This window comes from Ensifer sp. LBL (assembly GCF_050435225.1).
GTDB lineage: Bacteria > Pseudomonadota > Alphaproteobacteria > Rhizobiales > Rhizobiaceae > Ensifer.
In genome coordinates, this window is record NZ_JBNDJY010000006.1 from 220,233 (window position 1) to 241,293 (window position 21,061).

22 protein-coding genes are annotated in these 21,061 nt (G+C 63.3%); 13 read left to right on the forward strand and 9 right to left on the reverse strand.

The annotated features are described in order from the left end of the window. Positions 1-259: 259 nt before the first annotated feature. A complete protein-coding gene (locus tag OKW20_RS24110; RefSeq protein ID WP_043622306.1) occupies positions 260-1,033 on the reverse strand; it encodes a DUF1223 domain-containing protein in 774 nt (257 codons plus the stop codon). A 205-nt stretch (positions 1,034-1,238) separates the two neighbouring features. Beyond that, positions 1,239-3,929: an aconitate hydratase AcnA gene (gene acnA / locus OKW20_RS24115; protein ID WP_043622309.1), complete on the reverse strand. Its 2,691-nt coding sequence runs from the start codon at positions 3,927-3,929 to the stop codon at positions 1,239-1,241. A gap of 270 nt (positions 3,930-4,199) precedes the next feature. On the opposite strand from acnA, the gene ccmA reads away from it, so the two are divergent. The 5 genes from ccmA to OKW20_RS24140 all read left to right on the forward strand — a co-directional run bounded on the left by ccmA (position 4,200) and on the right by OKW20_RS24140 (position 7,286). After that, on the forward strand, positions 4,200-4,850 hold the full coding sequence (gene ccmA, locus OKW20_RS24120; protein ID WP_429176272.1) for a heme ABC exporter ATP-binding protein CcmA: 651 nt from the start codon (positions 4,200-4,202) through the stop codon (positions 4,848-4,850). Positions 4,851-4,913: 63 nt separating this feature from the next. Next, entirely contained in the window at positions 4,914-5,573 is a 660-nt protein-coding gene (ccmB, locus tag OKW20_RS24125) for a heme exporter protein CcmB (protein ID WP_192451037.1), read from the forward strand. Positions 5,574-5,737: 164 nt separating this feature from the next. Next, positions 5,738-6,505: a heme ABC transporter permease gene (locus OKW20_RS24130; protein ID WP_429176275.1), complete on the forward strand. Its 768-nt coding sequence runs from the start codon at positions 5,738-5,740 to the stop codon at positions 6,503-6,505. After that, positions 6,505-6,681 (forward strand): heme exporter protein CcmD, encoded by a 177-nt coding sequence (gene ccmD, locus OKW20_RS24135; RefSeq protein WP_082006145.1) that lies wholly within the window; start codon positions 6,505-6,507, stop codon positions 6,679-6,681. Before OKW20_RS24130 ends, ccmD begins: the two co-directional genes overlap by 1 nt. Next, complete coding sequence (locus OKW20_RS24140; protein WP_043622321.1) at positions 6,678-7,286, forward strand: DsbE family thiol:disulfide interchange protein; 609 nt, start codon at positions 6,678-6,680, stop codon at positions 7,284-7,286. The genes ccmD and OKW20_RS24140 overlap by 4 nt, the downstream gene beginning before the upstream one ends. 280 nt (positions 7,287-7,566) lie before the next feature. On the opposite strand, the gene OKW20_RS24145 is transcribed toward OKW20_RS24140, so the two are convergent. The 6 genes from OKW20_RS24145 to OKW20_RS24170 form a co-directional block, all read right to left on the reverse strand. Next, positions 7,567-8,151 carry a DUF2585 domain-containing protein gene (locus OKW20_RS24145; protein WP_402326064.1) on the reverse strand — a complete coding sequence of 195 codons (585 nt, stop codon included), beginning with the start codon at positions 8,149-8,151 and terminating at the stop codon, positions 7,567-7,569. Positions 8,152-8,156: 5 nt separating this feature from the next. Further along, positions 8,157-8,789 (reverse strand): septation protein A, encoded by a 633-nt coding sequence (locus tag OKW20_RS24150; protein ID WP_156134322.1) that lies wholly within the window; start codon positions 8,787-8,789, stop codon positions 8,157-8,159. A gap of 108 nt (positions 8,790-8,897) precedes the next feature. After that, entirely contained in the window at positions 8,898-10,676 is a 1,779-nt protein-coding gene (gene ftsY, locus OKW20_RS24155; protein WP_429176278.1) for a signal recognition particle-docking protein FtsY, read from the reverse strand. A gap of 18 nt (positions 10,677-10,694) precedes the next feature. Next, positions 10,695-11,969 (reverse strand): tRNA (N(6)-L-threonylcarbamoyladenosine(37)-C(2))-methylthiotransferase MtaB, encoded by a 1,275-nt coding sequence (mtaB, locus tag OKW20_RS24160; RefSeq protein ID WP_429176282.1) that lies wholly within the window; start codon positions 11,967-11,969, stop codon positions 10,695-10,697. After that, complete coding sequence (gene dapF, locus OKW20_RS24165) at positions 11,966-12,877, reverse strand: diaminopimelate epimerase (RefSeq protein ID WP_429176285.1); 912 nt, start codon at positions 12,875-12,877, stop codon at positions 11,966-11,968. The genes mtaB and dapF overlap by 4 nt, the downstream gene beginning before the upstream one ends. A 110-nt stretch (positions 12,878-12,987) precedes the next feature. Beyond that, a complete protein-coding gene (locus OKW20_RS24170) occupies positions 12,988-13,983 on the reverse strand; it encodes an MBL fold metallo-hydrolase (RefSeq protein ID WP_429176288.1) in 996 nt (331 codons plus the stop codon). Between the two features lie 78 nt (positions 13,984-14,061). Here OKW20_RS24170 and OKW20_RS24175 point away from each other — a divergent pair, with 78 nt between their 5' ends. From OKW20_RS24175 to trmD, 6 genes are all read left to right on the forward strand, one after another. Beyond that, positions 14,062-14,544 (forward strand): MarR family winged helix-turn-helix transcriptional regulator, encoded by a 483-nt coding sequence (locus tag OKW20_RS24175; protein WP_429176291.1) that lies wholly within the window; start codon positions 14,062-14,064, stop codon positions 14,542-14,544. Between the two features lie 255 nt (positions 14,545-14,799). Beyond that, positions 14,800-16,365 carry a signal recognition particle protein gene (gene ffh / locus OKW20_RS24180; protein ID WP_429176293.1) on the forward strand — a complete coding sequence of 522 codons (1,566 nt, stop codon included), beginning with the start codon at positions 14,800-14,802 and terminating at the stop codon, positions 16,363-16,365. Positions 16,366-16,378: 13 nt separating this feature from the next. Then, the gene (locus OKW20_RS24185) at positions 16,379-16,714 is read left to right on the forward strand and encodes a chorismate mutase (RefSeq protein ID WP_429176296.1); all 336 of its coding nucleotides are present in this window, start codon (positions 16,379-16,381) and stop codon (positions 16,712-16,714) included. Between the two features lie 37 nt (positions 16,715-16,751). After that, complete coding sequence (rpsP, locus tag OKW20_RS24190) at positions 16,752-17,114, forward strand: 30S ribosomal protein S16 (protein ID WP_043625614.1); 363 nt, start codon at positions 16,752-16,754, stop codon at positions 17,112-17,114. A 145-nt stretch (positions 17,115-17,259) separates the two neighbouring features. Then, the gene (gene rimM, locus OKW20_RS24195) at positions 17,260-17,823 is read left to right on the forward strand and encodes a ribosome maturation factor RimM (protein ID WP_043625617.1); all 564 of its coding nucleotides are present in this window, start codon (positions 17,260-17,262) and stop codon (positions 17,821-17,823) included. Between the two features lie 11 nt (positions 17,824-17,834). Continuing rightward, entirely contained in the window at positions 17,835-18,527 is a 693-nt protein-coding gene (gene trmD / locus OKW20_RS24200; RefSeq protein WP_429176299.1) for a tRNA (guanosine(37)-N1)-methyltransferase TrmD, read from the forward strand. Here the strand turns inward: trmD and OKW20_RS24205 are convergent. Beyond that, on the reverse strand, positions 18,509-19,255 hold the full coding sequence (locus tag OKW20_RS24205; protein ID WP_429176302.1) for a sulfite exporter TauE/SafE family protein: 747 nt from the start codon (positions 19,253-19,255) through the stop codon (positions 18,509-18,511). The two genes, trmD and OKW20_RS24205, sit on opposite strands and share 19 nt — an antisense overlap. Before the next feature lie 327 nt (positions 19,256-19,582). Here OKW20_RS24205 and rplS point away from each other — a divergent pair, with 327 nt between their 5' ends. Together rplS and OKW20_RS24215 are read left to right on the forward strand one after the other, a co-directional pair. After that, entirely contained in the window at positions 19,583-20,119 is a 537-nt protein-coding gene (rplS, locus tag OKW20_RS24210; RefSeq protein ID WP_429176305.1) for a 50S ribosomal protein L19, read from the forward strand. A 126-nt stretch (positions 20,120-20,245) separates the two neighbouring features. Next, entirely contained in the window at positions 20,246-21,055 is an 810-nt protein-coding gene (locus OKW20_RS24215) for a transporter substrate-binding domain-containing protein (RefSeq protein WP_192451023.1), read from the forward strand. Positions 21,056-21,061 lie beyond the last annotated feature (6 nt).

Here is a 21,061-nt window from a genome sequence, read left to right on the forward strand (position 1 = left end):
GAAAAGCAAGCCGGAAGCCATGGGACGGTGAGGTCATTTCTTGCCTCTGCCCCATTTCAGTCAAACCGGCGCCCCAATTCATCGCAAAACTCGCGGGCGCTGACGGACAGAGTCGTTGCCACCGTATGTCCGGTCAGATCGTCATGCTGCGGGAGTTCACCGAACGCAGTTATGGCCGGTTCGGTCCGGTAACTTCGAACCCTCAGCCCCAGCCCCTCGATGCTGCCGGGCCGAACCAACCCCTTGCGCTTCGCCGTCCCTACAATTTGCCCTGAGGGCCGGCGAGCACGGCCGCAGCGCCGATGATGGCGCCCGGCGTTTCCTTGTCCTTCATCGATTGCAGCAGGATCGCGCAGCCGCTGTTTCCGGGGCGCTCGGTCAGCACCGTTGCCGGCAGCGTAAAGGTCGCAGGCTGGCCGTCCCACATGCCGATCGTCTGAATGTCACGCACCGCATGCCAATAGGGGACTTCCTTGCCGCTGTTTTCCCCCTTTTCCATCTTCACGATCTTGGCGCGATCGAAATAGACGACGACGACATTGGCCTTGCCGATACCGCTGCCGACGGTGATCTGGATTTCTTCACCGAGGATCTTGGCGTCGACGGGAACGGCAAGCCCCTTGCCTTCCGCCTTCATCGTTTCCAGCCGCGTCTTGATTGCCTGCAGGTTGCCGCCATTCAAATGGTCGCGGCCATTCAGGATCGCCTGCGGCGTGTAGACGCCGTTGCGACCGAGCATGCGCGCATAGGCATATTGCCGCTCGGTGTTTTCCTTCGATGCCAGCGTGTCGGCCCAGCCGAGATAGTTCCAGTAGTCGACGTGATAGGCGAGCGCCACCACATCGCCTTCGTCGACCAGCGACTTCAGCGCCGCATCCGCCGGCGGACAGGACGAACAGCCCTGGCTGGTGAACAGCTCGACAACGCCCTTGACCGCCTGTTTCTCCTGCGCCCCGACGGGGGTACTGGCGGCTGCGAGCAGCCCGAGAGCCAGTGCAACAGGACGAATGAAAGAACGGTCTGCGGATGTCATGGCGTCACTTCGTTACCGGCCGTCGGCCTACTCCTTGTGGGGGAGTTCACTACATACGACGCCCCTGCATCAACGGGAAGTCACGTTGGAGTGAGGTGGCAAGTGAGTGTGATCCAGCACCCGGATCGTGGCAGTTGCACCTCAAAGAAAGAGCCGGGGCGCCTTTCGGCGTCCCGGCTCCAGAGCCTTGTTTGCGCTCGCGCGATTAAGCAGCGAGGTCGCGCAGAACCGTCTGCAGGATGCCGCCGTTGTTGACGTAGGTCACTTCATCCAGCGTATCGATACGGCAGACCAGCGGCACGTCCTTCACGCTGCCGTCGCCATAGGTGACCTTGGCAACGCGCTTTTCGCGCGGCTGGACGTTGGCGAGGTTTTCGATCGTGACGATCTCATCGCCCTTGAGGCCCAGCGATTCCCAAGTCGTGCCTTCTTCGAAGACGAAGGGAATGACGCCCATGCCGACGAGGTTCGAGCGGTGGATACGCTCGAAGGACTGCGCGATGACGGCCTTGACGCCGAGCAGGTTGGTGCCCTTGGCAGCCCAGTCGCGCGACGAGCCGTTGCCGTATTCGACGCCGGCGAAGATGACGAGCGGAACGCCCTCTTCCTTGTACTGCATGGCAGCGTCGTAGATCGACATCTCTTCCTTCGACGGATAGTGGATGGTGTAGCCACCTTCCTTGCCGTTCGGGCCGAGCATGTGGTTGCGGATGCGGATGTTGGCAAACGTGCCGCGCATCATCACCTCATGGTTGCCGCGACGCGTACCGTACTGGTTGAAGTCGGCAACGCCGACGCCATGACCGATGAGGTAGGCACCAGCCGGCGAGGCAGCCTTGATCGAACCGGCCGGCGAGATGTGGTCGGTGGTGATCTTGTCGCCGAAGAGACCAAGCACGCGGGCGCCCTTGATGTCGGAGATGCCCGAACCGGACTTGCCCATGCCGACGAAGTAGGGCGGGTTCTGCACGTAGGTCGAACCGTCGTCCCAGGCGTAGGTCTGGCCCGGAGGAACCTGGACGGCCTGCCAGTTTTCGTCGCCCTTGAACACGTCGGCGTACTTGGTCGCGTAGAGTTCGCGGGTGACGTACTTGAAGATGAACTCCTGGATTTCCTTGGAGGTCGGCCAGATGTCCTTGAGGAAGACCGGCTTGCCGTCCTTGTCTTCGCCGAGCGGCTCGCTGGTGAGGTCCTTCTGGACGGAACCTGCAAGCGCGTAGGCGACGACGAGCGGCGGCGAGGCGAGGTAGTTCGCCTGGACGTCCGGCGAGATACGGCCTTCGAAGTTGCGGTTGCCCGAGAGAACGCCGGCGGCGATCAGGCCCTTGTCGTTGATCGTCTTCGAGATCGGCGCCGGCAACGGGCCGGAGTTGCCGATGCAGGTCGTGCAGCCGAAGCCGACGAGGTTGAAGCCGAGCGCGTCGAGGTCCTTCTGCAGGCCGGACTTGGCGAGGTATTCGCCGACGACCTGCGATCCCGGTGCGAGCGAGGTCTTGACCCACGGCTTGGACTTCAGGCCCTTGGCGACCGCATTGCGGGCAAGAAGGCCGGCAGCGATCAGGACCGACGGGTTGGAGGTGTTGGTGCACGACGTGATCGCGGCGATGGCAACGTCGCCATGGCCGAGATCGAAATCGGTGCCTTCGACGGCGTAGCGGTTCGAAAGCTGGCCCGGCTTCTTGTAGTCGCCTTCAAGTGCGGTTGCGAAGCCCGAGGCGATGTTTTCGAGCGGGATGCGGCCTTCCGGACGCTTCGGACCAGCCATGGCCGGAACGACGTCGCCGAGGTCGAGTGCGAGCGTGTCGGTGAAGACGAGCTCGGAACCGTCACCGTCGCGCCACATGCCCTGCGCCTTCGAATAGGCTTCGACGAGAGCGATGCGGCTCTCTTCGCGGCCGGACATGGTGAGGTAGTTGATGGTTTCGCTGTCGACCGGGAAGAAGCCGCAGGTCGCGCCGTATTCCGGGCCCATGTTGCCGATGGTGGCGCGGTCGGCGAGCGTCATGTTGTCGAGGCCCGGGCCGAAGAATTCGACGAACTTCGAGACAACGCCCTTCTTACGCAGCATCTGGACGACCATGAGCACGAGGTCGGTCGCGGTAACGCCTTCCTTGAGCTTGCCGGTCAGCTTGAAGCCGATGACCTCGGGCAGGAGCATGGAGACCGGCTGGCCGAGCATCGCGGCTTCCGCCTCGATACCGCCGACGCCCCAGCCGAGAACGCCGAGACCGTTGATCATGGTGGTGTGGCTGTCGGTGCCGACGCAGGTATCCGGGTAGGCGGTGATTTCGCCATCTTCTTCACGGGTCCAGACGGTCTGGCCCAGATACTCCAGATTGACCTGGTGACAGATGCCGGTGCCCGGAGGCACGACGCGGAAGTTCTTGAATGCCTGCTGGCCCCACTTCAGGAAGCGGTAGCGCTCGCCGTTGCGCTCGTATTCGAGTTCGACGTTGCGGGCGAAGGCGTTCGGCGTGCCGAATTCGTCGACGATGACGGAGTGGTCGATGACGAGGTCGACGGGAACGAGCGGGTTGATCTTCTCCGGGTCGCCGCCGAGCGAGACCATGGCGTCGCGCATCGCTGCGAGGTCGACGACGGCGGGAACGCCGGTGAAGTCCTGCATCAGCACGCGGGCCGGACGGTAGGCGATCTCGTTTTCAGCCGTGCCCTTGTCGTTGAGCCAGGCGGCAATGTTCTCGATGTCCTTCTTGGTGACGGAGCGGCCATCTTCGTTGCGCAGCAGGTTCTCGAGCAGAACCTTCATCGAGTAGGGAAGCTTGGATACGCCGGCGAGACCGTTCGCCTCAGCCTTGGGCAGGCTGTAATAGACGTAGTCCACACCGTTGACGGTGAGCGTGGAGCGACAATTGAAGCTATCTAGGGACTTGGACACTGGATAATACCCCGTTCCGTCTGATCGCCAAAAACTGACGTACGAACGCCCGAGCGCCTGTGAAGCGCGAATTGGGATGCGGGTGCGGCCATTTCCGCTGTCCGTACGTGGAAATTCATTCCATGTTCGGCGCTTGGATGAAATTCACGCCGACCGCTGGCGTGTTGGCCGCCTTATAGATAATTTCTCCAAAACGTGCCAGAGCAACGAAGGTCGAAAGGGGACTTTTTTTGCCCTGCGACAAAGAGAGTGAAGGGAAGCTGAAAATTCATGCGCCTCATGGCTGAAGGGTTGAGCGCGAAGCGCGGTGAGGATCTGATTTTTAACGATATTTCCTTTGTTCTCGACGCCTCGGAAGCCCTTGTCGTGACAGGCCCCAACGGGTCAGGAAAATCGACTTTGCTGCGGGTTCTGGCAGGGTTGTTGAGGCCCGAAAGCGGGCATCTGAAACTTGAGAATGCCCCCCCGGAAATAGCCCATCCATCCGAGCTCAGCCACTATCTCGGACACCGCAACGCGATGAAGCGCGAACTGACCGTCGCGGAAAATCTCTCCTTTTGGCGGGACTTCATGGGTGATTCACCAGAGGGGAAGGGCGCGACGCTCACCGAGGCCGTCGAAGCGGTCGGCCTGCCGGATATCGCCCATCTGCCCTTCGGCTATCTCTCGGCCGGACAGCAGCGGCGCATGGCGATGGCGAAGCTGCTCATTGCCTATCGGCCGATCTGGATCCTCGACGAGCCGACAGCAGCCCTTGACGCCGGCGCTGACCGGCTGTTTGCCGACCTGGTGAAGGCACATCTTGGCAAGGGCGGCATCGTCATTGCGGCGACCCACCAGCCGCTCGGGCTCGACCGCACGAAGGAACTGCACATGACGGGGTTTGAGCATCTGGCGGGAGACCACTGGCATGATGCATAGGGACGCGATGCCTGGACGCCCATTGCCGGAAAACGCGCCCGTGCCCAACCGGACACTGCCGCTATGATCGCGCTCTTCTTCCGCGATCTCAAATTGTCGATCCGCGCCGGTGGCGGGGCGATGATCGGCGTGCTCTTTTTCATGACGGTGGTGGCGGTCATTCCCTTCGGCGTCGGTCCGGACCTGAACCTGCTTTCGCGCATCGGACCCGCCATTCTCTGGATTGGGGCGCTGCTCGCCTCGCTGCTCGGTCTCGATCGGCTGTTCCAGGCCGAGCGCGACGATGGCTCGCTCGACCTGATGCTGATGCAGGAAACGCCGCTGCTTGCCACCGTCTTCGTCAAATGCGCGGCCCATTGGGCGGCGACCGGCCTGCCGCTCGTGATTGCCTCGCCACTGCTCGGGCTCTTCATGAACATGAGCGAGATCGCCATCGGCGCCACCATGCTGACGCTTCTGATCGGCACGCCGGCGATCACCTTCATCGGTGCAGTGGGTGCGGCCGTTGCCGTGTCTTTGCCGCGTGGGGGGCTGCTGGTATCGATCCTGGTGCTGCCGCTGGCGATCCCGGTGCTGATCTTCGGCGTCAGCGCCGTCTATGCGGCGATCGAGGATCCGGCTCCGTTCCTGCCGCCTTTGATGATCCTTGCGGCGATCACCCTGTTCTTTGCCGTCATCGGCCCGGTCGCCGCCGCTGCCGCCCTTCGGCACGCGTCCGATTGACGCAATCGCGCCAGAACGGGCGAAAGTGTTTGCGGCGTTCCCATGGATTTGGCGCTAAACTGTTCAGATCGAACATATTTATGGTCCGCGCTCCAACTCGATCGTGATCGGGCTATTGACGCGGATCAATTGCAGCCGGGCGCCTTAAGCGTTAAAGAGCCAACATGAGCGAAAACAGCCTGGCCATCCGCAAATTCAGCGATCTCGCCAACCCGACGCGGTTCCTGGCGTTGGCCGACCGTCTGCTGCCCTGGCTTGCCGGGTTGACGGCGCTGTTCTTCGTTGCCGGCATCTGGCTTTCCTTCACGACGGAAGGCGACTACCAGCAGGGCGAGACGGTGCGCATCATGTATGTGCACGTGCCGGCCGCCTGGCTGTCGATGATGTGTTATTCGGTGATGGCCCTCGCCGCCCTCGGTACGCTCGTCTGGCGCCATCCGCTTGCCGACGTCTCCTCGCGCGCTGCAGCGCCGATCGGTGCCTGTTTCACCTTCCTGGCGCTCGTCACCGGCTCGCTCTGGGGCAAGCCGATGTGGGGCACCTGGTGGGTCTGGGACGCGCGGCTGACCTCGGTCTTCGTGCTGTTTCTCATGTATCTCGGGCTGATGGCGCTCAACCGCGCGATCGACGATCCCGCCCGGTCCTCCAAGGTTTCGGCCATTCTGGTCCTGGTCGGCTTCGTCAACATCCCGATCATCAAGTTCTCGGTCGAATGGTGGAACACGCTGCACCAGCCGGCGAGCGTCATGCGGCTCGACGGGCCGACGATCGATCCGGAATTCCTGCGGCCGCTGATCGTGATGGCGATCGCGTTTACGCTGCTGTTCTTCACGCTGCACATCGCCGCCATGCGCAATGAAATCCTGCGTCGGCGCGTCACAGCACTCAGGCGTCTCGCGGCCCGTGCTGCCGGACGGGGAGCCCGCGCGTAATGATGAGCCACGCCGCCTATGTTTTCACAAGCTACGGCATCGCGACGGTGACGGTGCTCGGGCTGATCGCCTGGGTCGTTTTCGACGGTCGCGCCCGCCGTCGCGAACTGGCCGAACTTGAGGCTTCCGGCATCCGCCGGCGCTCCGCCGGTCACGCCCCGGGAGAAACGCCATGAGAAACATCCCCGCCCCGCGCGGCGAGGAGCGTAAGCCTGGGCCGATGCGCTACATTTTGGCGGCGCTGCCGCTGATCATCTTCGCTGCGCTTGCCGCGATCTTCTGGAGCCAGCTCAATTCCGGCAAGGATGTGAGCGAAATCCCCTCGGCGCTGATCGGCACCAAGGCCCCGAAGCTCGACATGCCGGTGCTCGAAGGCGCCACCCGTGACGGCCAGCCGATGCCGGCTTTGACCGATGCGGCGATCAAGGGCAAGCTGACGCTCGTCAACGTCTGGGCCTCCTGGTGCGTGCCCTGCCGGCAGGAGCATCCCTTCATCCTGGAACTGTCGAAGGATCCGCGGCTGACCGTCGTCGGCATCAACTACAAGGACCAGAACGAAAACGCGCTCAGGTTCCTCGGCGAACTCGGCAATCCCTTCTCCGCCATCGGCGTCGATCCGCGCGGCAAGGCAGCGATCGACTGGGGCGTCTACGGTATCCCAGAATCCTATCTCGTCGGCGCTGACGGCACGATCCTCTACAAGCGCGTCGGCCCGTTCGACGAAAATAGCGTGAAAACCGGTCTGCTGCCGGCGATCGAGAAGGCGGCTGCGGGCTCGTGAGCGCTTGGGCGCTGTCGTCGGAAACTGCCCCCTCATCCGGCCTGCCGGCCACCTTCTCCCCGCTCGCGGGGAGAAGGAGACGTGTGGCGATCGACCGTCCAAATCATCGGGATTGCATGTCGTGGGCGTGACTGATCTCGCCCTTGAGGGCGTGGGAATGTAGCGCAGTCGGGTTGGCACAACTCCCTTCTCCCCGCGAGCGGGGAGAAGGTGGCGGCAGCCGGATGAGGGCAAGCCCTCACCGCGCGGATAAGGCGCCGAAGCAAATGCCGAAGGTCCGCTAGATCCCTGCCTGCCAATCCCGGACCGCATCCAGCGGCCAGACGAGCATCAGCACGTTGAGCGTGAGGTTGTCGCGGATCAGCCAGCCGGTGAAGAGCTCGAAGACGATGGCGACCGTCACGGTCAGCCAGACAGGCATGCGTGCGGCAAACAGGAAGCCGGCCGCCATGGCCAGCGTATCCATCGTCGAATTGAGGATGCTGTCGCCGAAATAGTCGAGCGAGATCGTTGCCGAGCGGTAGCGGTTGATCACCATCGGCGTGTTTTCGGCGATCTCCCAGGCGGATTCGATCACTGTCCCAAGGAAGAGTTTTGCCGTCAGCGGCTTGCCGCGCAGGAGCAGATGGCCGAGGCCGTAGAACAGGAAGCCGTGGATGATGTGCGACGGTGTGTACCAGTCGGCGATGTGCTGCGAGTTGCCGCTGGATTTGGCGACCGGCTCGAACAGTTTGACGTAGCCGCATTCGCAGATCCAGAGACGACCCATCAGATGCTGGGTGACGATCTGGATGACGAGAACAGCAAGACAGGCGGCGAGCCAGAGGAGTGCGTGCCGGTTGCGGCTGTCATTCTCCTCGAGCATCGTGCTCACTCGGCGTTCTCCTGGTCAAGCGAGTGCTTCATGATCAGCGGCATCTGGGCGAGCGTGAACAGAATGGTGATCGGCATCGTGCCCCAGACCTTGAAAGCGACCCAGAAATCGGTCGAGAACGAGCGCCAGACCACTTCGTTGAGCACCGCCAGGAACAGGAAGAACACGCCCCAGCGCAGCGTCAGCTTACGCCAGCCGGCCTCGTCGAGCTTGAAGGCGGAGTGGAAGACGTAGCCGAGCAGCGACTTGCCGAAGAGCAGGCCGCCGAGCAGGATCGCGCCGAACAGCGTGTTGACGATCGTCGGCTTCATCTTGATGAAGGTGTCGTTCTGCAGCCAGAGCGTCAGCGCGCCGAAGACGAAGACGACGATGCCCGAAATCAGCGGCATCATCGGCAGGGTGCGGGTCAGCACCCAGGACACGGCAAGCGCGATCGCGGTCGCAGCCATGAAGAGGCCGGTGGCGATGAAGATCGGACCACCGAGCTCGGCGAGCGCCGGAAAATGCCCGGCCAGCCATTCGCCGCGCGAGTTGGCAAAGAAGAAGACCATCAGCGGCCCAAGCTCCAGCACCATCTTGAGCAAGGGGCTGACTTCCTTCTGCGGCTTGGAAGCCTCGATCGACGACATCTGGGGGTCCTGTTTCTGCATGTACCTGCTGCTCATAACACCAGCTTTGCGGCAAAACCATATCAAGGCAACGGGCCGGCGCAACTGTGCGCGGGCCCGATCGCCCCGTCAGGCGGCAACGCCGGCGATCGCCTCGGCAAAATCCTTGGCTTCGAAGGGTTCGAGATCGTCGATGCCTTCGCCGACACCGATGAAATAGACCGGCAGCTTGTGCTTGGCGGAGATCGCCACGAGGATGCCGCCGCGCGCCGTGCCGTCCAGCTTGGTCATGATCAGTCCACTGACGCCCGCGACGTTGCGGAAAATCTCGACCTGCTGCAGCGCGTTCTGGCCGGTGGTGGCGTCCAGCGTCTGGAGAACCGTGTGTGGCGCATCAGGATCGAGCTTGCCGAGCACGCGCACGATCTTTTCGAGTTCGGCCATCAGTTCTGCCTTGTTCTGCAGGCGGCCGGCGGTGTCGATGATCAGCACGTCGGATTTCTTCTCGCGCGCCTGCTGGAAGGCCTCATAGGCAAGGCCTGCCGCATCGGCGCCGAGTTTGGAGGAAACGATCTCGGAGTTGGTGCGCTCGGCCCAGATCTTCAGCTGCTCGATCGCCGCGGCCCGGAAGGTGTCGCCGGCGGCGAGCATGACCTTCAGGCCCGCGCCGGAAAGCTTGGCGGCGAGCTTGCCGATCGTCGTGGTCTTGCCGGTGCCGTTGACGCCGACCACAAGGATGACGTGCGGCTTGTGGCTGAGATCGAGTTCCAGCGGCTTGGCGACGGGCGAAAGCACCTTGGTGATCTCGCCGGCCATGATACGCGAAACGTCCTCGCCCGAGACATCCTTGCCGTAGCGTTCCGAGGCGAGCGTATCGGTGATGCGCATCGCGGTTTCGACCCCGAGGTCGGCCTGGATCAACAGGTCTTCGAGGTCCTGCAACGTCGCTTCGTCGAGCTTGCGCTTGGTGAACAGGCTGGCGATCTGGCCGGTCAGTTGCGACGAGGTGCGCGCAAGGCCGCGGCGCAGGCGCTGGTACCAGCTGAGCTTTTCCTTCGGCGCGGCGACGGGTTCTTCCTTGGGCTTGCGCTCGCTGGTGGAGAAGCCTTTGGGGAGAGCGGGGGCGGCAGTGGGCTCGGCCTCGGTTGTCTCGGTCGATGGGGTTTCGACAGCTCCTGCCGTGTCGGTCGCGACGCTCTCGCGGAGCGCTGCGGCTGCGGCTGCGGCTTCATCCCTCTCTGCCTTGCCGGGCATCTCCTCCACAAGGGGAGAGATTGCGCTGGGCTCGCTCTCGAGTTCGGAAGCATGCGTTTCGGTCGTTGCTTCCACTTCGACATCGTTGGCGTCGACTGGCAACGTGTCCGCGGTGTTTTCGATGATCTCCGCGTGAGCGCCTGCGAGCGTGTCTTCCTCGGTCGCCGGGCTTTCGCTGGAAACTGGTTCCGCAGTCTCGGTAGCTGCTACCGCCTCTTCTGCCGCAGCCTCGGCCTCCGTCGGCTCTCCCTCCTTGTGGGGGAGATGTTCCGTAGGGACAGAGGGGGGTATCGCGGTGTCGGTCTCGGCCGGCGCTACCTCAGCCTTGACCGGGGCGGCATCGTCACGCGCCAGTTCCTCGGCATCATCCGAAGCCGGGCCGCCGGCGGTCTCGATCTCGGCTTCCAGCACAGGATCGCTGTCGGAGAGTGGCAAGGTTTCGATCTCGACGGGCGGCTCGAAACCCGCTTCTTCGATGACCTCTGCCTGAACGACGGGGGCGGCCGCTTCGGGACTTTCCGTGGACGGCCGAGACGGCTGTTCCGCTTCGGGCGCAGAGACGATGGTCTCCTCCGGCACACCTTCCGGCGGCTTCGTTTCCTCCACCGCGCCCTTGCCGAAGGTGAAGATCCTCTTGATGAAACCCATTGCCATTCAGGAATTCCGCATAAATCAGGCCGCAGCCATCTGTTTTACCTGCATCGTCAGATGCTTGCCATTGTGGCCGGTGATTAAGACCGGGACAAGCGCACGGGGCGTCAGGCCAGCCGCGTCGACGAGCGTGAAGTTTTGTGTGTGGGCAAGCCCGTTGTTCTCGACCAGGATCGTCTGCTCGCTGCCGACCATGCCGTCGAGATGGCGGGCGTAGAGTGTCGCGCCGACGGCGCGGAGGCGGGCTGCGCGATCCTTGACGAGACCGCGGTCGAGCTGCGGCATGCGTGCCGCCGGCGCGCCGGGACGCGGGCTATAGGGAAAGACGTGCAGATGCGCGATGCCGCAGTCGTCGGCCAGCCTCGCGGCATTTTCGAACATGCCTTCGGTTTCGGTGGGGAAGCCGGCAATCATGTCGGCGCCGAGGCTGATCTCCGGGCGCAGGCGGCGGACCTGATCGGCAAAAGCGCGAGCGTCGGCGCTCGAATGGCGACGCTTCATGCGCTTCAGGATCAAATCGTCGCCATGCTGCAGCGACAGGTGCAGGTGCGGCATGAAGCGCGCCTCGTCGGCGATGAGGTCGAAGAGGTGCTTGTCGGCCTCGATGCCGTCGATCGAGGAAAGGCGTAGGCGGCGAATTTCCGGTACCTGCTTCAGGAGCGTCTTGGCGAGCATCCCGAGGGTCGGCGTGCCCGGCAGGTCGGCGCCGTAGCTCGTCGCGTCGACGCCGGTCAGCACAATCTCGCAATAGCCGGTTTCGGCGAGCTTGCGGGCCTGATCGACCACGGCGCCCATCGGCACGGAGCGGGAATTGCCGCGGCCATAGGGGATGATGCAGAAGGTGCAGCGATGGTCGCAGCCGTTCTGCACCTGGATGAAGGCGCGCACGTGGCCGTCGATGTGCTTGACCATCTGCGGCGCGGTGGCGCGCACGCTCATGATGTCGTTGACCCGCAGCTTTTCTTCCGCCGAGACGCCGAAATCCGGCAGCGAACGATAGGAGGCGCTCTTTAGCTTCTCCTCGTTGCCGAGCACGGCGTCGACCTCGGCCATTTCGGCGAAGGTCTGCTTCTCTGTCTGCGCGGCGCAGCCGGTGACGATGATGCGGGCATGCGGATTGTCGCGCCGGGCACGGCGGATCGCCTGGCGCGCCTGGCGCACGGCCTCGCCGGTGACGGCGCAGGTGTTGACGAGGATGGCATTGTTCAGCCCCGCCTTTTCGGCTTCCGCCCGCATCACTTCGGATTCGTAGGTATTGAGACGGCAGCCGAAGGTTATGACCTCGACGCCGCTCAAAGCGCCCGGGCTCCGCCGGCTTCGGCCGCGTCGCGCTGCCAGATGCCGGTCGTCGGGTTCAGCGTGCCGGACCATTCCCATTCGGCCGGTCCCGTCATGACGACATGGTCGTTGCTGTCCAGCCATTCGATGGTCAGCTTGGCCGGGGCAGGGGCTGAGGCGACGTCGATCGTCACCTTGCGGCCGGTGCGACCGGTGCGCGCAGCGCTGACGGCTGCCGCGCAAGCCGCCGAGCCGCAGGCAAGCGTCAACCCGGCGCCGCGTTCCCAGGTGCGGGTGCGCAGCGACGAGGGCGAAAGCACCTGTGCCAGCGTGATGTTGGCGCGCTCGGGAAACATCGGGTGGTTTTCAAGCAGCGGGCCAAAACGATCGAGGTCGAAGGACATCGGGTCCTTGTCGACCCAGAAGATCGCGTGCGGATTGCCCATCGACATTGCCGAGGGCGAATGCAGGACGGGATTGTCGATGGGGCCGATCTGCAGTTCGATGCGGCTCGTATCGGCAAACTCTTCGGCAAGCGGGATCTTGTCCCAGGCAAAGACCGGCTTGCCCATGTCGACCGAGATCGTGCCGTCTTCATGCTCCGTTGCATTCAGGATGCCGGCTATGGTGTGGAAGGTGAAGGCCTTCTTGCCGGTCTCGGCGGCGAGCGCCTGGACAACACAGCGAGTACCGTTGCCGCAGGCTTGCGCCATCGAGCCGTCGCAATTGACGATGTCGATCCAGGCGTCGGTACCAGAAGCCTTGGGGTCGTGGATCGCCATGATCTGGTCGAAGGCGGTTGCCGGGTCGGCATTGAGCGCGATCGCAGCGGCCGGCGTCACCCGATCCTTCCGACCGCGCATGTCAACGACGAGGATCTTGTTTCCAAGCCCGTTCATCCTGGCAAATTGCACGTTGTCGGTCATGTCGCGATTGTCCAAACGGGCCCGCTCCGGGCGGGCCATCCTTCATTCGGGCTGTATATGGCGGAAAAGCCCGGAAAATACCAGTGCCGCCTTCATTCGCCGGCCATGGCTCAAGCCGGAACGTCGAAGATTTCGCCGGGGCGCATTGGCCGGAAGCGGCTGCGATGGATGCCGGCCGCATCGAGCGCCCGCTCCAGCGCCTGCCGTGGCTCCTCGACCCCTTCGTCGGTCAGGCGAAACGTGCCCCAGTGGTGGCCGGCGACGTGGGCGGCGGCGCAGTCGACCATGCCGCGCACCGCTTCCTCCGGGTTCTGGTGCTGGTCCTGCATGAACCAGCGCGGCTCGTAGGCCCCGAAGGGCAGATTGGCGAGGCGGAAGGCGCCGTGTTTCTCGCGGGCGGCGCGATAATTGATGCCGTCGTGAAAGCCGGTGTCGCCGACGTGGTAGATCTTGCCGGCCGGCGTCTCCAGCACGAAGGCAGCCCACAGCGCCATGCGTCGGTCGCGCGAGCCGCGGGCCGACCAGTGATGGCAGGGCTCGGTATGGATGATGATGTCATCGCCGCAGTCCAGCCGGTTGCCCCAGTCGACGACGTCGATTTCTGCCTCGGGAACGACGCGGCGGATGATCGTGTCGTTGCCGAGCGGGGTGATGATGCGGGGAGCATGTTCCTCGTGAAGGGCTGCCAGCGTCTCGACGTCGAGGTGATCGTAGTGATTGTGGGTGACGAGCACGATGTCGATCGGCGGCAGGTCGTCGAGGTCGATGCCGGGCGCATTGTGGCGCTGTGGGCCGGCGAAGGTGAGGGGGCTGGCGCGGCGCGACCAGACGGGGTCGGTGAGAATGTTGAACCCATGCACCTGGATGAGCAGCGTCGCATGGCCGACCATCGTCACGCGCAGGCGCTCGCCTTCGACGCTCGCCTCGGGCTTCACTTGCGCAAACGGGCTCGGATTGTGTGCCGGCCAGCGGACCTTGCCGCCGCCGAACTGCCAGCGCAATAGGTCGGCGGCGCCTTTGGGCGGCTTGCCGTCGGGGTTGAAGAAGTGGGTGCCGTCGAAATGATCGGAGACGGGACCTTGGTAATAAGGATTGCGTGTCTTCATCCGGGCGGTTCGCCTTGGTTGAAAGGTCAAGGTTTAATAAATTCTTGAAGACAGCAACTGGATTGCTATCGTGTTTCCATGCTCGTTCGATTCGACCCGCAAGAACGTCTCTACAAGACCCTGAAGCTGGTCCGCTCCATCCATCTCAACATGCAGCGCTCGGCAGAACATATGCTCGATGGTGCCGGCATATCAGTGGCGGAGCGGGCGGTTCTCGAACTTTTTTACGAAACGCCGCTGACGGTGCCGGAGGCGGCGCGTCGCCTGTCGATGAAACGGCAGTTCGTCCTGCGGGTCGTCAATGGGCTGACGGACAAGGCGTTGCTGGAAAGACGGCCGAATCCGGAGCATCGCCGCGCCTATCTTTGCGCGCCGACCGCCGCCGGGCGCGACCTGTTCGAGGAAATCCATCGCCGCGAGGTGGAGTTGCTGCATGCCCTGCTCGGCGATATCAACCAGACCGAAGTGGTGGCCGCGCTTCGGGTGATGACGCGGGTGTCGACCGCCTTCGAGCAGTTGGCCGGCGAACTGGACGAGGCCGACGAGGGCGAGGCGCTCTGAGGCGAAAGTGCCTCATTTGCCTGCGGTCCTTGACTTTTGCCGCGCTTTCCTGTTTATCCGCGCCAATTCCTTCGCAAGCTCAAGTCTTCGAAGCCACCGACCGGGTCCCGTAAAGGTATAAAGAGAACCCGGAGGTCAACACCCGACAGCGCGTGGCGCCCTCGGGTGGTTTTTGGCTTTGCGCCTTGTTTTCTGCGCGAAGGAACCCACGTTTCCGGCGAGTTGATCGCCACCGGAAACCAGAAGGAAGTGAGAATGTTCGAGAGCCTCCAGGACCGCCTTGGTTCCATATTGAATGGACTGACCGGCCGCGGCGCATTGTCGGAAGCCGATGTTTCCGCTGCGCTCCGCGAGGTTCGCCGTGCGCTGCTCGAAGCCGACGTCGCGCTCGACGTCGTGCGCTCCTTCACCGAAAAGGTTCGTGAAAAGGCCGTCGGCGCCGAGATCCTGAAGTCGATCAAGCCCGGCCAGATGGTCGTCAAGATCGTCCATGACCAGCTCGTCGAGATGCTCGGCTCCGAGGGCGTCACCATCGACCTCAATGCGCCGGCGCCCGTCGTCATCATGATGGTCGGTCTGCAGGGCTCGGGTAAGACGACGACCACCGGCAAGATCGCCAGCCGGATGAAGACCAGGGACAAGAAGAAGGTCCTGATGGCTTCGCTCGACACGCGTCGTCCGGCAGCCCAGGAACAGCTTCGCCAGCTCGGCGTACAGACCGGCGTCGACACGCTGCCTGTTATCGCCGGCCAGTCGCCGACCGATATCGCCGCGCGCGCCGTCCAGGCTGCCAAGCTCGGCGGTCATGACGTCGTTATCCTCGACACCGCCGGCCGTACCCATATCGACGAGCCGCTGATGATCGAGATGGCGGAGATCAAGCGGAAGTCCAATCCGCATGAGATTCTGCTCGTCGCCGATGCGCTGACCGGTCAGGACGCCGTCAACCTCGCCCGCAACTTCGACGAACGCGTCGGCATCACCGGCCTGGTGCTTACCCGTATGGACGGCGACGGCCGTGGCGGTGCAGCGCTGTCGATGCGCGCGGTCACCGGCAAGCCGATCAAGCTCATCGGTGTCGGCGAAAAGATGGGCGAACTCGAAGAGTTCCATCCCCGCCGCGTCGCCGACCGTATTCTCGGCATGGGCGACATCGTCTCGCTCGTCGAGAAGGCGGCCGAGAACATCGACGCCGAGAAGGCGGCCGCCATGGCCGCCAAGATGGCCAAGGGCAAGTTCGACCTGAACGACCTCGCCGACCAGCTCGGCCAGATGCAGAAGATGGGTGGCATGGGCGGTATCATGGGCCTGATGCCCGGCATGGCCGGCATGAAGGACAAGATGGCCGCCGCCGGCCTCGACGACAGCCTGTTCAAGCGCCAGCTCGCCATCATCTCGTCGATGACCAAGGCCGAGCGCGCCAACCCGGACCTGCTCAAGCATTCGCGCAAGAAGCGCATCGCTAGCGGCTCCGGCACCGATGCCGCCGACATCAACAAGCTTCTGAAGATGCACCGCCAGATGGCGGACATGATGAAGATGATGGGCGGCAAGGGCAAAGGCGGCATGATGAAGCAGATGATGGGCGGCCTTGCCAACAAGATGGGCCTTGGCGGCCTTGGTGGCGGCGGCATGCCCGATCTGTCGAAGCTCGACCCGAAGCAGCTCGAAGCCCTGCAGAAGCAGGCGGAAGCGGCCGGTCTGAAGCCGGGCGGCATGCCTGGCCTTGGCGGTGGTGGTTTGCCTGGCCTCGGCGGCGCCAAGCTTCCGGGGCTCGGTGGCGGCTTCCCCGGCCTTCCCGGCCTGCCGAAGAAGAAGTGAGGATCGCTAAGACATGATTGATCCCGAAATCAAAAAGGAATTGGCGGGTTACCGGCAGTCGATCGACAACATCGATGCCGCGCTCGTCCACATGCTGGCTGAACGCTTCCGCTGCACCCAGGCAGTCGGCGTTCTGAAAGCCAAGCACGAACTGCCGCCGGCCGACCCGGCGCGCGAAGAATACCAGATCGAACGCCTGCGCCGCCTGGCCAAGGATGCCAATCTGGATCCGGATTTCGCCGAGAAGTTCCTGAACTTCATCATCAAGGAAGTCATCCGGCATCATGAAGCCATCGCCGCCGATCGCTCGCATTCCGCGGGCACCGTCGGCACAAACCATTCCGCTTGAACGAAGCGGTCAAGAAAGCCTGCAAGGAGTTACTCAAATGGCACTGAAAATTCGTCTCGCCCGTGGCGGTTCCAAGAAGCGTCCTTACTACCAGATCGTCGTTGCCGACGCCCGCAGCCCGCGTGACGGCCGCTTCCTCGAGAAGATCGGCTCGTGGAACCCGATGCTCGGCAAGGACGACGAAAAGCGCGTCGAGCTCGACGCCGAGCGCGTCAACCACTGGATCGCCCAGGGCGCCCAGCCGACCGACCGCGTTCTGCGCTTCCTCGACCAGGCTGGCCTCGCAAAGCGTCCGGCTCGCAGCAACCCGACCAAGGGCGTCCCGGGCAAGAAGGCCCAGGAGCGCGCTGCTGAAGCCAAGCAGAAGGCTGAAGACGCCGCTGCTGCTGCTGCTGAATAAGAGCCTGCGAACGGTCTGGAGAGTGATCGGCGGACATCTGCCGACGCACCTTTCCGGCTGGCCGTGACTTAAGGAAACGGGTGGCATTTCCATGCCGCCCGTTTTCCGTTATGTGCACCGAGATATACCGAAACGGACGCGGACGATGAGCAAACTCGAAAACCCGGTTCTGATGGCGACGATCGGCGCGGCGCAGGGCCTGCGCGGCGAGGTCAGGGTCAAGTCCTTTACCGATGATCCGACCGCGCTCGGAGAGTATGGCAATCTGCACAGCGCCGACGGCCGTGTGTTCGAGGTGTTGGAAATCCGCGAGGCGAAGAACGTCGTTATCGTGCGTTTTCGCGGCGTCAACGATCGCAACGCTGCCGAGGCGCTTAACGGCCTCGATCTGTTCATCGAGCGCGACAACCTGCACGATGACGATCTTGACGAGGACGAGTTCTTCTATGCCGATCTCGAAGGTCTGGAAGCGATCGACGGCAATGGCACGAGCTACGGCAAGGTCAGTGGCGTCTTCGATTTCGGCGCTGGCGACCTGCTCGAGCTGAAGGGGCCGGGCCGACGTCCGGTGTTGATCCCCTTTACCGAATGGTCGGTGTTGGAGATCGACCTGGAAGCCGGGCGTCTGCTGGTCGATCCGGTGGCCGCCGGCCTTTCGGACGACAAGGACCAGGATCCGGGCAGCCCGTTTTCCGCAAAGCGCAAGTGAGCACTGCGGCAATGACGTTTCGTGCCACCATCCTGACGCTCTATCCTGAAATGTTTCCGGGCCATCTCGGCGCCTCGCTTTCCGGCAAGGCGCTGGAGCGTGGCCAATGGTCGATCGAGCCGGTGCAGATCCGCGATTTCGCCGAGGACAAACACCGCACCGTCGACGACACGCCGGCCGGCGGTGGCGCCGGCATGGTGCTCAAAGCCGATGTGCTCGCGCGCGCGATCGATCGTGTCTCGGAGAACGACGACCGGCCGCGATTGCTGATGAGCCCGCGCGGCCGACCGCTGACACAGGCGCGGGTACGTGAACTCGCCGCCGGCTCCGGCGTCGTCATCGTCTGCGGCCGCTTCGAAGGCGTCGACCAGCGGGTGATCGATGCCCGCGGCCTCGAGGAAGTTTCCATAGGCGACTATATTCTTTCGGGCGGCGAGCCGGCGGCTCTGACGGTGCTCGATGCTGTTGTGCGCATCCTGCCGGGTGTCATGGGCAATGAGCTTTCCGGCGTGCACGAGAGCTTCGAAGGCGGGCTGCTGGAGCACCCGCATTATACCCGCCCGCAGGTCTTCGAAGGCCGCGAAATCCCGGCGGTGCTGACCTCGGGCAATCACGGCGCCATTGCCAAGTGGCGTGAAGCGGAGGCGCGTCGGCTGACCGCCGAGCGTCGGCCCGATCTTCTTGATCAGCCCGTGAAGAAATAATAGGCGGCCAGCAGCAGGCCGACGGCGACGACCAGCGCGCGGATGACCGCTTGCGGCACGCGCCTTGCCGCCCAGACGCCGCTGTAGCCGCCAAGGGCGGCTCCCGGCACCATGATCGCCGCATGCAGCCAGGAGACGACCCCACCGGCGGCAAAGACGACGATGGCAATCGCGGCAATCACGATCGAGATGAAGTTCTTCAGCGCATTCAGCCGGTGATAGCCACCGCCGGTCGCAAGCCCAAGCACCGCCAGCATCATGATGCCCATGCCGGCGCCGAAGAAGCCGCCATAGATGGAGGTGACGAACTGGGCGCCGATGCCGACCGGATTGATCGCATGCTCGTCGACGCGGGCTTTGGGTTTCAGGAGCGGTCCGGCAGCGAAGATCGCCGTTGCCGCCAGCAGCAGCCAGGGCACAAGCGCGCGGAAGGAGGCGTTGGAGAGCGAGATGAGCAACAGCGCGCCGGCAAGACCGCCGATTGCCGAGATCACCCCGAGTAGGATCGCATAGCGTTTGTCGGCCCGGATTTCCTTGGCATAGGCAAGCGCCGAGGTGATATAGCCCGGGAACTGGATGATCGACGAGGTCGCGTTGGCGACGATCGGCGAGAGCCCGCCAAGCGTCATCGCCCCGAAGGTCAGGAACGTTCCGCCGCCGGCGATGGCATTGACGACGCCGGACAGGAAGCCGGCCGCAAACAGCATGAGTATTTCGAAGATGTTCATGGTCTCCCCCGACCCCTCATGCTCGGGATAGCTGGTGGTTGTGACGGCCGCAAGTCCGTTGCATCGGACAATCGCACCGGGTGTGTTTGCGCATTTTCTGATAAATTCGCCTTCCTTGGCGCGGATGCCTTAGAAATTACGGCCTTCAGGGATGACAAGGCAGTGTGATTGGTGTATGTGCCGCCCCGGTTCGGGTTTCACGCCCGTCGACCAAAACAAAGAATGGCGAATCCGCTCCTGCCGGTATCCGGCAAGACCTGAAGGCTGGCCCGACAGGTTCATCGAGAGCGCTCTGGCTGTTTCAGAAGAACTTGAAAGGTTAGACCGATGAACATCATCCAGCAGCTGGAAGCCGAACAGGCCGCCAAGATTGCCGCCAAGCGCACGCTCCCGGAATTCTCCGCAGGCGACACGCTGCGCGTCAACGTCCGCGTTGTCGAAGGCAACCGTACCCGCGTTCAGGCCTATGAAGGCGTCTGCATCGCTCGTTCGGGCGGCGGCATCAACGAAAGCTTCACCGTTCGCAAGATCTCCTACGGCGAAGGCGTCGAGCGCGTATTCCCGGTTTACTCGCCGCTCGTCGAGAGCGTCGAAGTTGTTCGCCGCGGTAAGGTCCGTCGCGCCAAGCTCTACTACCTGCGCGATCGTCGCGGCAAGTCGGCTCGTATCGTCGAGAACACCGGCACGCGCGCCCGCAAGCTGAACGAAGCCGAGCGTCAGGCGATTGCCGAGGAAAAGGCACGCATCGAGGCTGAAAAGGTTGCAGCAGCTCAGGCGCTGGCCGCCGAAAAGGCAGCAGCCGAAGCCGCTGAAGCCAAGGCAGCAGCAGAGGCCGCCAAGGCAGCTGAAGCCGCAGCGGAATAAGTTTTCAATCCTATCGGATTGTTGGGAAGGCGGCCTCGGGCCGCCTTTCTTTTTTGGTACGAAGCGCTTGTCTTTCCGTCTGAATTTGTGACATTTTCCGCTGCCACAATTTTCGGGAGCCCTCCAATGACAATCCGTCGCCATGTGCTTGCGGGCATCGCAGCCGCACTTGCCGTACCTTTCGCATTTTCTGCACCGGCTGTTGCCAGCGACCTGCCGGACCTCGGCGGCAAGACGGTTGTCGTCGTCACGGAGAACGCCTACCCGCCGCTGCAGTTCGTCGATCCGAAGTCGGGCGAAGCCAAGGGCTGGGAATACGACGCGATGAACGAGATCGCCAAGCGGTTGAATTTCAAGGTCGAATACCAGAACACCAGCTGGGACGCGATGATCCAGGCGGTGCATGACGGCCAGTACCAGATCGGCATGACCGGCATCACCATCAAGGACGACCGCAAGGAAAAGGTCGACTTCTCGGACCCCTACATGCGTTCGCAGCAGTTCATGCTGGTGCGCAGCGACGAGGCCCGCTTCAACGATGGTAAGAGCTTCGGCGCCTTTGCCGACGGTCTCGTCGGCGCGCAGCCGGGCACCTCGCCGTTCTATACCGCCGTCTACGAAATGCTCGACGGCAACGAGCAGAACCCGCGCATCAAGCTGTTCGAGACGTTCGGCGCGACCGTACAGGCGCTGAAGGCCGGCGACGTCGACGTGGTCCTGACCGACAGCGTCGCCGCCAAGGGCTATGTCGATTCCTCCGAAGGCAAGCTGAAGGTCGTCGGTGGGCCGCTCGGCACCGAGGATTTCGGCTTCATCTTCCCGAAGGGCTCGGATCTCGTGGCTCCGGTCAACGCCGCGATCAAGGCGCTGAAGGAAGACGGTACCTTCGACGCCCTCGATAAGAAGTGGTTCCTCGAATACAAGATGGGCGGCTGATAGCAG